The organism is Marinobacterium sp. xm-g-48 (genome assembly GCF_013282925.1).
In the GTDB taxonomy this organism is placed as follows: domain Bacteria; phylum Pseudomonadota; class Gammaproteobacteria; order Pseudomonadales; family Balneatricaceae; genus Marinobacterium_E.
Map to the genome: position 1 here is coordinate 195496 of NZ_WBYQ01000002.1, position 12407 is coordinate 207902.

At 47.2% G+C, this 12407-nt stretch carries 13 protein-coding genes; 10 read left to right on the forward strand and 3 right to left on the reverse strand.

All coding sequences use genetic code 11. The features are described 5' to 3' along the window. Window positions 1-9: 9 nt before the first annotated feature. A complete protein-coding gene (locus tag XMG48_RS04860; protein ID WP_173480937.1) occupies window positions 10-861 on the reverse strand; it encodes a sulfurtransferase in 852 nt (283 codons plus the stop codon). A 92-nt stretch (window positions 862-953) separates the two neighbouring features. Here XMG48_RS04860 and XMG48_RS04865 point away from each other — a divergent pair, with 92 nt between their 5' ends. Next, on the forward strand, window positions 954-2480 hold the full coding sequence (locus XMG48_RS04865; RefSeq protein WP_173480938.1) for an FMN-binding glutamate synthase family protein: 1527 nt from the start codon (window positions 954-956) through the stop codon (window positions 2478-2480). 87 nt (window positions 2481-2567) lie between these two features. Then, window positions 2568-3965, forward strand: coding sequence for a dihydrolipoyl dehydrogenase (locus tag XMG48_RS04870; protein ID WP_173480939.1), 1398 nt, complete (start codon window positions 2568-2570; stop codon window positions 3963-3965). Here XMG48_RS04870 and XMG48_RS04875 read toward each other — a convergent pair. Beyond that, window positions 3962-4354, reverse strand: a complete 393-nt coding sequence (locus XMG48_RS04875; protein ID WP_173480940.1) for a hypothetical protein — start codon at window positions 4352-4354, stop codon at window positions 3962-3964. The genes XMG48_RS04870 and XMG48_RS04875 overlap by 4 nt on opposite strands. Before the next feature lie 157 nt (window positions 4355-4511). Here XMG48_RS04875 and XMG48_RS04880 point away from each other — a divergent pair, with 157 nt between their 5' ends. The 5 genes from XMG48_RS04880 (at window position 4512) to XMG48_RS04900 (ending at window position 7727) form a co-directional block, all read left to right on the forward strand. After that, a complete protein-coding gene (locus XMG48_RS04880) occupies window positions 4512-5129 on the forward strand; it encodes a TetR/AcrR family transcriptional regulator (RefSeq protein ID WP_173480941.1) in 618 nt (205 codons plus the stop codon). After that, entirely contained in the window at window positions 5110-6087 is a 978-nt protein-coding gene (locus XMG48_RS04885; protein ID WP_173480942.1) for an MDR family oxidoreductase, read from the forward strand. Before XMG48_RS04880 ends, XMG48_RS04885 begins: the two co-directional genes overlap by 20 nt. Before the next feature lie 3 nt (window positions 6088-6090). After that, entirely contained in the window at window positions 6091-6705 is a 615-nt protein-coding gene (locus tag XMG48_RS04890; protein WP_173480943.1) for a DsbA family protein, read from the forward strand. 111 nt (window positions 6706-6816) lie between these two features. Beyond that, window positions 6817-7257 (forward strand): YeeE/YedE family protein, encoded by a 441-nt coding sequence (locus XMG48_RS04895; protein WP_173480944.1) that lies wholly within the window; start codon window positions 6817-6819, stop codon window positions 7255-7257. Continuing rightward, a complete protein-coding gene (locus XMG48_RS04900; protein ID WP_173480945.1) occupies window positions 7257-7727 on the forward strand; it encodes a YeeE/YedE family protein in 471 nt (156 codons plus the stop codon). The genes XMG48_RS04895 and XMG48_RS04900 overlap by 1 nt, the downstream gene beginning before the upstream one ends. A gap of 7 nt (window positions 7728-7734) precedes the next feature. On the opposite strand, the gene XMG48_RS04905 is transcribed toward XMG48_RS04900, so the two are convergent. Next, window positions 7735-9564: an ABC transporter ATP-binding protein gene (locus XMG48_RS04905; protein WP_173480946.1), complete on the reverse strand. Its 1830-nt coding sequence runs from the start codon at window positions 9562-9564 to the stop codon at window positions 7735-7737. Window positions 9565-9685: 121 nt separating this feature from the next. On the opposite strand from XMG48_RS04905, the gene XMG48_RS04910 reads away from it, so the two are divergent. From XMG48_RS04910 to XMG48_RS12170, 3 genes are all read left to right on the forward strand, one after another. After that, window positions 9686-10312, forward strand: a complete 627-nt coding sequence (locus XMG48_RS04910; protein WP_173480947.1) for a TetR family transcriptional regulator C-terminal domain-containing protein — start codon at window positions 9686-9688, stop codon at window positions 10310-10312. 77 nt (window positions 10313-10389) lie between these two features. Further along, window positions 10390-11046: a response regulator transcription factor gene (locus XMG48_RS04915; RefSeq protein ID WP_173480948.1), complete on the forward strand. Its 657-nt coding sequence runs from the start codon at window positions 10390-10392 to the stop codon at window positions 11044-11046. A gap of 1 nt (window position 11047) precedes the next feature. Further along, window positions 11048-12406, forward strand: coding sequence for an ATP-binding protein (locus XMG48_RS12170; RefSeq protein WP_173480949.1), 1359 nt, complete (start codon window positions 11048-11050; stop codon window positions 12404-12406). Window position 12407 lies beyond the last annotated feature (1 nt).

Sequence of the window (12407 nt, forward strand, 5' to 3'; positions counted from 1 at the left end):
CCTGACTGTTTAGTTCCCAGTTTCAACACCCCTATTGGGATCTCTAATCCACTCAGACCAGGATCCTGGGTAGACACTGACTGGTGGCAATCCCGCCAACTCAATGCAGAAACGACTTAAACAAGCGGTTACACCAGAACCACACATCAGGATTGGGTCCTGCGCTTTATAGTCACCCAGCTTGTGGCGATAGATCTGTTGTAGTTGGTCTGCAGATAGAAATTGTCCTTCAGCGTAGTAGTTATCAGACAGTGGAATGTTCTTTGCGTTTGGAACATGCCCTGCGACCGGATCAATGGGTTCTACCTCACCTCTGAAGCGCTCGGCTGCACGTACATCCGCAATAATACGATCCTTCAGTTTAGAAGCCTTAATAACATCATCAACATCAACAACGGATTCCAAACTCTCCTTAACCGTCAAATCACCCTTTTGATTTATATTAGGCGCTTCTGTTGTGACCTTTCCGCCCTGCTGTTTCCAAGCGTTAATGCCACCCTCAAGAATAGCCACTGATTCATGGCCTATCCATCGACACATCCACCAGAAACGAGCCGCAAACAGACCAGCCGAATTATCATAGGCAACCAGCTGTGTATTCTCAGAAACACCGCAGGACCTTAGAAACTGTGCGAACGACTCCTTTGATGGCAATGGGTGTCTTCCGCTTGTGGATGTGATTGGAGAGGACATAACCTCATCTAAGTTAACGTAAATAGCATCTTCAATATGCCCTTCATCGTACTCTTGCTGCCCTGTTTCTGGAGTCATCAGATCAAAACGGCAATCAAAAATAACCGTTTCACAATCCAATGAAATCAACTCTTTCGTACTCATTAACGTCGTCAAAGGGTTAGTCACTTTCTGTTCCCTGCTCTATGATAAATGGATAAGAAATTTAACATTTGATTAATCTCTTCGTGTTAAGTTAAAGCAAATAGATTGAGGTGTATATGGGTATTATTACTGGTTTTTTTGATTTCATTCTGAGCTATCTACCGGGCGTTATCCTTCTGATTTTTGTCTCTGGCCTTATCTTGCTTTATGTCAGTGATCGTCATCAGGTTGACCACACCATTCGTCGTAACTACCCCGTCGTTGGGCGACTACGTTACATGTTTGAGGAGATGGGCGTCTTTTTCAGGCAGTATTTCTTTGCTCAAGATCGTGAGGAGATGCCCTTTAACCGTGCCGATAGAACTTGGGTATATCAAGCAGCCAAGCAGGAATCTACTCTTCAAGCCTTTGGTTCTACGCGCCTTCAACATGAAGGGGATGTTCTCTTTGCGAACTCGGTCTTCCCCTACACAGGCAATGAAGAGCCTCAACAACAAGTATTTGGCCCCTACTGTCCCAACCCCTACGCCACAGACAAGGTGTTTCATATTTCAGGTATGAGCTTTGGTGCTATTTCAAAACCCGCTGTCAAAGCGCTTGTCGCAGGCGCACGTGAAGCCGGTGTTTGGATTAACACGGGTGAAGGAGGAGCCTCCACAGAGCATCTTCAAGGAGGAGCGGATGTGGTCTACCAAATTGGTACCGCAAAGTATGGCGTACGTAACTCAGATGGCTCATTAAGTGAAGAGAAGCTGAAGGTCGTTGCAGAAAACTCAAATGTGAAAATGTTTGAGATTAAGCTCTCTCAGGGCGCCAAGCCCGGCAAAGGCGGCATACTGCCGGCTGACAAAGTGACTGCAGAGATTGCTGCACAGCGAGGCATTCCTGAGGGTAAAGCCAGCATTTCGCCTCCTACCCATCAAGAAATTCAGAGTTATGACGACCTTTACAATTTCATAAGGCACGTCAGATTAGTGACCGAAAAACCTGTAGGTATCAAACTCTGTGTGGGTAATATTTCAGAGTTCAGGGAGATGCTTACCGCCTTAACGAGTAGAGCTTCGGCGGCTGCCGCAGATATAGCTGATAGCCAATCAAAGCAAAGCGCGTTTGATGATGTGATTAACGCCTATGCCCCTGATTTTATCACTCTAGATGGGGGTAACGGCGGTACAGGGGCAGCGCCCATGTCTCTTATCGATGCCGCGGGTATGAACTTGCAAGAATCACTCCCCTTAGTCTCTAACATTCTGACTGAGTTAAACCTAAAAGAACGGATAAAATTGGTCGCCTCAGGCAAGTTGATTACTCCTGTTGATGTAGCTTGGGCCCTTTGTGCCGGTGCAGATGCTGTCACAACAGCCCGAGGCTTCATGTTCTCGTTGGGATGTATACAAGCTTTGCAGTGTCATAAAAACTCCTGTCCAACCGGAATCACGACGCATGATAAGCGACTTCAAGCGGGTCTAGATCCCGTCAACAAATCAGTTCGTGTTGCTGCTTATGCTAAAGAGATGCACAAAGAGCTTGAGACCATCGCTAAGAGCTGTGGGGTCTCTTCCCCCTCTAAACTGAGCCGAAAAAATGCTCTGATCTACACCTCTAATCAACACGCTAAGCCAATGGATGAAGTGTATCGATAGTTTTTGACCTGATATTGATTTTGATCATACATCTAATCCTTGATACACATTAGAATTATCTAATATTAATCAATTAAAGGGATTTTTATGTCGAATCGCAAAGTCGATACCGTCATCATTGGTGCTGGAACGGCTGGTTTATACGCTCTTTCAGAAGTCAAAAAGAGCGGTCGTTCCTGGCTGTTGATTCAGGGTGGTGAAGATGGAACCACTTGCGCTCGCGTTGGCTGCATGCCTTCGAAAGTACTGTTAAAAACCGCTGAGTTATTCAGTAGTAGAGATCAGTTTGAAAGCCAAGGTATTTTAGGCAGCTCGCATCTTGAGTTGGATCCTGTCGCTGTAATGACGCACCTTAGGAAGATGCGCGACATGTTCACAAATGGTGTACGCGGACGCACCACTGAGAGAATGGATGATAACCATTTAATCCGTGGTTATGCTGAATTCACAGGTAAAAATAGCCTTAGGGCTAACGGCCAAGATATCACGTTTAATAATGCTATCGTCGCTACTGGGTCATCCCCTGTTATACCTAAACCTTGGCAGGACTTTGCTAACCTATACACGACAGACACTTTTTTTGAGATCGAGAAACTCCCCTCATCAATTGCCATCATAGGGATGGGTGCTATAGGCCTAGAAATGGGTCAAGCTTTAAGTCAATTGGGTGTTCGTGTTGCAGGTTTTGATCAAGCTCAAACGGTTGCCGGAATTCAAGATAATGAACTACTCGAGGATGCACTAGAATCACTATCCACGTATTTCCCAATCCACCTTGGGGAGCCCGTGACCCTTAATCAAAATGATTCTGGCGGTGTCAATGTTATATGCAACGGCATTGAAGAGTCGTTTGATGCGGTCTTGCTCGCACTGGGTCGACGCTCAAACAGTTTGAAAATGAACCTTGAAGCAGCGGGAGCAGCTATCTTAGATGGACAGGTGAGCTTTAATGAGCAGACAATGGGCGTCGAGGGTACATCACTTTATATTGCAGGTGATGCAACCTCAGAACGCGCGGTTATGCATGAAGCTGCTGATGAAGGTCTGATTGCAGGCTATAACGCTAATCAAACAACCGCTAAAAGGTTTAAACGCAAAACAGCGCTTGGCATTGTCTTTACACAGCCAAACATTGCACGTGTCGGCAATTTAGTCGAGGATGAAACGACTCTCTCTTCTCTCGTTAAACTGACAGCTAACGGGCGAGCAAAGGTTAAACACGCCACTGTTGGCGGTATAAAGATAATCGCAGATAGAGAGACAGGGACTATTAGAGGGGCCGAGATTGTCTCGGTTGATGGTGAGCATCTGGCCCATTTAATGGCCTGGGCGATTGAGCAAAAACAGACAGCAATGCAGCTATCCAAAATGCCGACATACCATCCTGTGGTCGAAGAGGCTCTATCAGCCTGTATCGACTCACTCACTCATCAATTAAATCCTAACAAGAGCATAGCCGAGCAAAAATTAAGCATTTTGGATTAATGGGTTGTTCTATGCAGTTCAGATACCCTCTCCTCTAAGGTTTGGGTATCTATCTGCATCAACAGATCCCAGCTTAAGCGGCGGTACTTGTAAGTCGGTAGTTTAAAGCCATATTCATCAAGAATGTGCCCATTCATAATCGATGGCTGTGAGCGGTAGTCGGCCCATATTTTACCGGGGCAGTTTGGATCAAAACGAAAATTGATCTGAAGTGCGAATTTCGCTCCCTCGCCATTCACCCATGAAGATATAGTCGTCAGGATATCTTTACCATCTTCATCGATCTGCTCCGTGATCCATACATCGTTCAGGTTACATTGGCTGTTAGTTAAGCTATCAACATTAAAAACCGCTTGATCCGTTAGCGACTCACAGATTTGTCTATTCATAATGCACCCTTAAATTCGTCCAATATCTCTGTTGATCTATACAACCCATCAACTAGCAATCAGCGTGCCAACTTTAATTATTTAAAGAGGACTAGAACTGATTGACGCTCTAGACCGTTCGGTCTAGTATGGCTAAAAATTGGCTATACACTTTGCTATGAATGACTTAAGCGCTAAAGAGAAGCTGTTACGAATAGGCACCGAGTTAATGACCTCACAGGGTTTTGCCTCAACGCCGCTCGACAAGTTACTTAAACAGTCCGGGGTACCAAAGGGCTCTTTCTATCACCACTTTGGTTCTAAAACTGGCTTTGGGTTAGCGGTAATCGAAAGTTACAACGAATTCTTTAAGCATCAACTGAATAAGCAGTTTCTAAATGCCGATCTATCCCCTATTGAGCGATTAAAAGCCTTTGTTACCTCCGCCGCTAATGGAATGCAGAAGTACAACTTTCAACGCGGCTGTTTGATTGGCAATTTAGGGCAAGAGATTAGCGCGTTGGATAATGATTTTCGTAATGCGATTGAATCGATTTTTAATCAATGGGCTGATTTAACAAGTGATCTATTTGAGCTAGGTAAACAAGCGGGACAAGTTGTTCGAAGTGCCGATTCTTCTCAACTCGCTCAAGCGTTTTGGATCGGTTGGGAAGGTGCTGTGTTGCGAGCAAAACTTCAGCAGTCAGCCACCCCGCTCTACCTGTTTTTTAATCAATTTATATCCAGTCGAACCTTTCTAGAGGAGTATCCATTCGATGAAAGCCATTCTCATTAACAAAGACGAAACAGCTGGTTACACCTGCAAACTCTCTGAGGTAGATGAAGCGCAGCTTCCAGAGGGTGATGTTCTGGTGCAAGTTGAGTACTCAACCCTTAACTATAAAGATGGTTTAGCCATTACGGGTAAAGCGCCTGTAGTCCGCCGCTTTCCAATGGTTGCCGGAATTGATTTTGCAGGCACCGTTATCGAAAGCACAAACAGTCGTTTCCAAGCCGGCGATCAAGTCATTTTGAATGGCTGGGGTGTTGGCGAAACCCACTGGGGTGGTCTAGCAGAGAAAGCGCGAGTGAAAGCCGATTGGCTAATCAAGAAACCTGAAGCACTCAGCGCAGCCCAAACAATGGCCATTGGCACGGCAGGTTACACTGCAATGCTCTGTGTACAAGCGATTCAATCAGCAGGTATTACACCCGAGTCGGGTACGGTGCTGGTGACGGGTGCCAATGGCGGTGTCGGTAGCTTTGCGCTTCGCATTTTGAAACAACTTGGGTACACCACCTGTGCATCAACAGGACGCCCTGAAGAGGCTGAGTATCTTAAATCATTGGGCGCATCTGAAATTATTGATCGTGCCGAGCTCTCTGAGCCGGGCAAACCTCTGCAAGCTGAACGCTGGGCAGCGGTTATCGATAGCGTGGGTAGTCATACTTTGGCGAATGCCTGTGCTCAAACCCAGTGGGGTGGCGCTGTGGCTGCCTGTGGCCTGGCACAGGGCATGGATCTGAAAATGACCGTTGCTCCGTTCATCTTGCGCGGGGTATCGCTTTTGGGTGTCGACAGTGTGATGCAACCTATCGCTCAACGTGAATTCGCTTGGGCGGCTCTTGCAGAGATTATCAATCAAGATGATCTTAACACCATGACCAACGAGATCACTCTAGATCAGGTCATCGAAACAGGGGCTGCTCTACTGGAAGGTAAAGTGCGTGGCCGCGTTGCAGTGAAGATTTAAATCATGGAAAACAGATCACTCATCTATGTTATGGACCCCATGTGCTCGTGGTGCTGGGCCTTTTCAAAGACGTTAGATAACTGGCTGCAACAGCATCCAGATCTCGACGTACTATGGGTGATGGGTGGTCTGGCACCAGACTCTGATGAGCCTATGCCGCAATCGATGCGTGAGGCGATTGCATCGACCTGGCAACGGATTGAGTCGCAAACAGGTACTCGCTTCAACTACGATTTTTGGCACAACAATACACCAAGACGATCAACCTACCCTAGTTGTCGAGCCGTCATAGCAGCCGGTGAACTTCATCCACAGGGTCGACAACTAATGAGCAAAGCCATTCAGCAGGCTTACTACCTAGAGGCTAAAAATCCATCTGATACAAACATCCTGATTGAGCGCGCCGCGTCGATTGGGCTTGATGAAATTCAGTTTGCTGAACTGCTAAGCAGTGAACTGATAGACTCAAAATTGAACAGTGAACTAGAGTTGTGCAAATCCCTGGGCGTTCAAGGATTTCCTGCCCTACTTTTGGTCGACAATGAATCGATAACACCCCTAGCCTTAGGTTATTCAACTCTAGATAAAATCGAGAAACGTTTTCAAGAGACGCACTAAACGTTCAATATTATCTAAGACTCTAACCCTTTGATCTACCAAACTTCTAGCTAAAACGACTCATCTCCATTAGCATTATCGATCGCGAAATTTCAGACTCTTTTATTACCCATGGAAATTATTAATTTCACACCTTACAGTGCACTCCTTGGTGGTGCCTTAATTGGCCTGTCGGCTGCCGTTCTTCTGCTTTTTAAAGGGAGGATAGCGGGTATTTCAGGGATAGCCGGTGGTGTTATTCTTCCCGAAAAAGGTGATATCCCATGGCGTATTCTATTTTTAGTCGGCTTAGTTGTAGGCGGTGTGCTTTACCAATTATTTGGCATCTCACCTGGTGTAGAGAGCATTCAGCCCGTTACTGGAAAAGTGGGTTTGATCCTTGCCGGTCTTTTGGTCGGCATCGGCTCAGCACTTGGCACTGGCTGTACCAGCGGCCATGGCATATGTGGTTTGGCTCGTAGAAGCTTTAGATCTCTTGTAGCAACGCTGATCTTTATGCTGACAGCGATGATAACAGTGTTCATTGTTCGCCATCTTGTAGGGGGCGCTTAATGAACATTAAATCCTTACTAGTCGCTTTGATATCAGGCACCCTATTTGGTCTTGGTCTCTCTGTAGCCCAGATGATCGATCCCGCCAAGGTGGTCAACTTTCTTGACGTTACAGGGCAATGGGACCCCTCATTAGCCTTTGTCATGGCAGGAGCCTTAGCTGTAAACATAGTGGCTACACCCTTGATTCTAAAGCGAAATAAACCGGTCTGCGACACACTATTCAGAACACCACTTAAGGAACAGATTGATCGCCGCCTGATACTTGGCGCGGCTCTGTTTGGCGTGGGTTGGGGAATCGCTGGCTACTGCCCAGGACCAATGATCACCGCGGTCAGCTTTGTTAACAGTGATATTTTGATCGTGTTAACAGCTTACGTTATCGGCACACTGTTAACACGCCTGTGGATGCGCAAACGAGAATCACACCTGTCTGAGCAAGAGCGACAAGCTCAATCCTGTATTGAGTAGTAGATATTTACTCTATACCCAGGAAACCGCCGGTTTGATGGGCCCAGAGTTGCGCATAGATCCCACCGGAATTGAGTAGCTCTTGGTGTGTCCCCTGCTCCACAATTTGCCCTTCATCGATCACAATCAGTCGATCCATTGCTGCAATGGTTGATAGACGGTGCGCAATGGCGATGACGGTCTTACCTTGCATCAATTGGTAAAGACTCTCTTGAATAGCGGCCTCCACTTCAGAGTCCAAGGCGGACGTTGCTTCGTCTAGGACCAAAATAGGCGCATCTTTAAGCAGCACACGCGCGATGGCGATGCGCTGACGCTGCCCGCCGGACAGTTTGACGCCACGTTCACCCACTTGCGCATCCAAACCACGATTACCCTCAGGGTCTGTTAGGTCATTAATGAACAGATCCGCTTGAGCCTGCTTTAAGGCTTTCAACAGCTCCTCCTCACTGGCATCAGGGCGTCCATAGAGAATGTTCTCGCGAATCGTTCGGTGCAGTAGAGATGTATCTTGAGTGACCATGCCAATCTGCGCTCGAAGCGAGTCTTGCGTCACATCGGTAATGTCGACACCGTCAATTTTAATCTGACCAGAATGCAGGTCGTAAAACCTCAACAGGAGATTAACCAGCGTTGATTTACCGGCACCTGAGCGCCCCACAATACCGACTTTCTCTCCCGGATTGATGTGTAAGCTCAATTTATTCAGCACAGGCTTTTCGACATCATAGTTGAACTGAATCGCATCAAACTCAATCTCGCCATTCACGAGCGCCAATTCAGACGCGTCAGGCTTGTCAATGATATCGATCGGTTTAGAGAGCGTTCTCATGCCGTCAACTGAGCTTCCGATATTCTCAAACAGCATGCTGATCTCCCACATAATCCAGTGAGAGATGCCACTTAATCGCAGAGAGAGACTCACCGCGATCGCTATCGCACCCACTGTAACAATTGAGTCTGACCAGAGATAAATGGAAACGCCGGCAACACTAAAGGTCAGAAGGTAATTGATGAGGTTAACCAGCACGTTAAACCCGGTCCCTAAGCGCATTTGGCTGTAGACCGTTTTTAGGAAGCCATCCATGCTCTCTTTGGCATAATCTGACTCACGCTGAGTGTGGGCAAACAGCTTTACCGTGCTTATGTTGGTGTAGCTGTCGACAATACGGCCTGTCATCACTGAACGAGCATCGGCCTGCTCAGTCGCAACCCGCTTTAACTTAGGAATAAAAAAGAGTTGAATGCCGATGTAGCAGATCAACCAAACCAGCATGGGAATCATTAGGCGCCAGTCTGATTGAGCCACCAGCACCAACATACTGATAAAGTAGACAAGCACATAGACCATCACATCCAAGAGTTTCATCACTGCTTCCCTAACGGAGAGCGCTGTCTGCATCACTTTGGTCGCTATACGACCCGCAAAGTCATTCTGATAGAAGCTGACACTCTGTTTAAGCAGGTATCGGTGAGACAGCCAGCGAATCGCCATTGGATAATTACCCAACAGTGATTGGTGCATCACCAAAGAGTGGATTAGCGTTAGCAACGGGAACAGGATCAATAGCACAGCTGCCATCATCCAGAGTTCTGAGCTCTTTTCAGAGAGCAACTCAGCTGGTGTCATGGTCGAAATCCAGTCAACCAAATCACCCATAAAACTGAATAGAACCGCCTCTAGAATCGCAATGGAAGCGGTACTTAACGACAGGATTAACAGCGGAATCTCAAACCCTTTGGTATAAAAACGCATGAACGCAAACAGCGTTGAAGGGGGCTGTAATTCACCCTGTTCTGGGTAGGGCTGAGTAAAACGCTCAAAGAGTCGAAACACAGTAAAAACCTTAAGCTAACAGATTGATATAGGTAAAAACTTGACCCACAAGATCAAGTCGTTAGAGTAACAGAACAGCCTATCAAAGGGTGGTATTTATACCCATAAGTAGAGATCTACTATGAACCAAGATTCAAACACCGGCGCCATTCGTCAACGTAACCGCCAACTCATTATTAACGCTGCGGTACGTGAATTTGCCCAAAAAGGATTTTCAGGCACCACCGTTCAATCGATAGCGGATAGAGCCGAGCTTCCAAAGCCCAATGTACACTACTACTTTGGCTCTAAAGAGGCTCTCTACCAAGAGGTGTTAACTCACATTCTTTCACTTTGGGATGGATCCCTCGATCTACTGGTCGCCGAAGATGATCCTAAAGCGTTCATCACGGAATATATCTCTAAAAAGATCACCTTTTCACGCGAAAACCCGGAAGCTTCACGTATCTTTGCAGGGGAAGTGATCAACGGCGCACCGCACATGAAAAAGCGCTTCGGTAAGCAGTACCATGAGTGGTTTACCGGCCGTTGTGACATCATCAAACAGTGGCAATCAACAGGCAAGGTTAATCCTGACCTCTCTGCAGAGCATCTACTGTTTATCATCTGGGCATCTACCCAACACTACGCCGATTACGAACTTCAAGTGAAGGCCGCTCTGGGGCAAAGACGACTCAATTTAGAGGTCTATGATCAGGCTGAGAAAACGCTGACGGCACTGGTTCTTGCAGGTATGCAGATCAGCTAAACGCCTTAGTTAAGGTTGTTTTCATTCTCTTTTGGCCCAATAACTAAACTTGAGCATTCACTACCAGGGAGCTGGCCATGCGCGTACTACTTGTCGAAGATGAATTGGCATTAGCTAACGCTTTAACAGAACATCTGGAGCTGTCAGGCATGGCGGTTGATGGTTTCGATCATTTGCGCCAAGCCGAAACCGCTCTACTAACAACAGAGTACGATATTGTTCTTCTCGATTTGCAGCTGGTAGACGGCGATGCCATCCCATGGCTTAAAAAGCGTCGCCAAGCAGGGCTTACAACCCCCGTCATCATCCTGACGGCACGTGATCAAATCAGTGATCGAATTGCCGGTCTTGATGCCGGTGCCGATGACTATGTGATCAAGCCTTACGATTTGGATGAGGTCAATGCCAGAATTCAGGCGGTAACACGCCGAGGAGCCGGATTAGCAACCAATGCGGTCACCTTTGGTCGAATCACGGCCGACCTTCAAAAACACTCACTGCAGGTCGATGAGCAAGATGTCGAGCTGACGGCTCGTGAATGGAGTATCTTAGAAACACTCATTAAACGACCCGGACACATCGTCAGCAAAGAGCAGATCGAAGATCGTCTCTACGCCTTTGGACATGAGGTAGAGAGTAATACCGTCGAGGTCTACATCAGTCGCTTACGCAAGAAACTGGGTAAAGAGCTGATTAAAACGGCACGTGGCCTAGGCTACCGTTTAGAGGCCTAGCGTGTTTATAAAACCCAAAACCTTAGCCGCTCAGCTCGGCGTACAAATTGCACTGAGCTTGGTGCTGGTTTGGTTATTGGCAACGGTGGTCGCGCTATGGGTACTCGTTAAAGAGCTCAATTCAACCTACGATCAAAGCCTAAAAGAGACCGCACAACGCGTTTTGCCCCTCGCTATATCCGACTACCGACTTAACCAATTCGGCCTGCTTGATCTTAGACCTGAGCTAAGCTTGCTGGGCACGCTCAATCTAAGCGTTGGTCCAAGAATTTTGGGCGATCAACCTGAATACCTGATGTATCAACTGCGTGACTTTAGGGGGCGAATACTGGTGCGTTCGAATAATGCGCCCATGACGCCAATGCTTGATAGTTTGCAGACAGGGTTTACCCATGGCAAAAATTTCAGCATCTATACAGCTTCATCGCTAGATGGTCGCTACCATCTCCAGGTCGCAGAGACCGTCGATCACCGCTACGGCGTCCTATTTGATACCGCCCTGCTCTTTTTACTGGTCTTTACCATTGCGCTACCTTTGAGCGTTTTGCTGGTCTACATTGCAGTGAAACGACGTTTAGTGCCCGTTCAACAATTTGCTGAGAATATGGCGACCCGCGGCGGCAGCAATTTAGAGCCGATGGCACAAGCCGAACTCCCTGAAGATTTTACAGAGGTACAAAAGGCTACCAATGCCCTGCTTGAACGACTCAGAACCGCACTGCTAGCTGAACGTGAGTTTGCGGCCAACAGTGCGCATGAGTTAAGAACCCCACTGGCTGTAGCGTCCGTTCAACTGCAAAGACTCTCTGATGAGCTTGGTTCGACGGATCAAGCTGAGCGACTAAAGATTGTTCAATCCAGCTTAGCACGCCTAACTCGTCTGATTGATAAGCTGCTTCAACTCGCGCGTGCCGAATCGGTAACCCTATACAAGGGTGAGCCAACCAATCTTGAGCTCATCGTTAAGATGATTGCTCGCGAGCTAGACCCTCGTAATGATCGAGTCGAAATAATCAGCGAATCACCGCCCCTGTTAGATATCGATCCTGACGCTCTAGCCGTCATACTCAGCAACCTAGTCGAAAACGGCTTGAAGTATGCACCCAATGAGAGCCCCGTCATCATCCGATTAGAGTCGAACGGTGCCTTTAGTGTTGAGAATTTGGCACCCGATTTAGCGCCAGAAGATCTAAACGGATTGAAGCAGAGATTTGTTCGCGGTAATCAGCGATCGCAACCAGGCAGCGGTTTAGGCTTGGCCATAGTCGGTGCTATGGTTGATCAGTTAAATGGCGATCTGGATTTAAAAATCGCCGGAGAAGGTCGCGGCAAGCGGTTGATAGTAAAGGTTAAAATATAAC

What these genes read in the sequence shown, in the direction of transcription:
- XMG48_RS04885 (WP_173480942.1), top strand. Translation starts at nt 5,110, where the DNA reads ATGAAAGCCATTCTCATTAACAAAGACGAAACAGCTGGTTACACCTGC.
- XMG48_RS04915 (WP_173480948.1), top strand. Translation starts at nt 10,390, where the DNA reads ATGCGCGTACTACTTGTCGAAGATGAATTGGCATTAGCTAACGCTTTA.
- XMG48_RS04890 (WP_173480943.1), top strand. Translation starts at nt 6,091, where the DNA reads ATGGAAAACAGATCACTCATCTATGTTATGGACCCCATGTGCTCGTGG.
- XMG48_RS04900 (WP_173480945.1), top strand. Translation starts at nt 7,257, where the DNA reads ATGAACATTAAATCCTTACTAGTCGCTTTGATATCAGGCACCCTATTT.
- XMG48_RS04910 (WP_173480947.1), top strand. Translation starts at nt 9,686, where the DNA reads ATGAACCAAGATTCAAACACCGGCGCCATTCGTCAACGTAACCGCCAA.
- XMG48_RS04895 (WP_173480944.1), top strand. Translation starts at nt 6,817, where the DNA reads ATGGAAATTATTAATTTCACACCTTACAGTGCACTCCTTGGTGGTGCC.
- XMG48_RS04865 (WP_173480938.1), top strand. Translation starts at nt 954, where the DNA reads ATGGGTATTATTACTGGTTTTTTTGATTTCATTCTGAGCTATCTACCG.
- XMG48_RS04870 (WP_173480939.1), top strand. Translation starts at nt 2,568, where the DNA reads ATGTCGAATCGCAAAGTCGATACCGTCATCATTGGTGCTGGAACGGCT.
- XMG48_RS04880 (WP_173480941.1), top strand. Translation starts at nt 4,512, where the DNA reads ATGAATGACTTAAGCGCTAAAGAGAAGCTGTTACGAATAGGCACCGAG.
- XMG48_RS04875 (WP_173480940.1), bottom strand. Translation starts at nt 4,354, where the DNA reads ATGAATAGACAAATCTGTGAGTCGCTAACGGATCAAGCGGTTTTTAAT.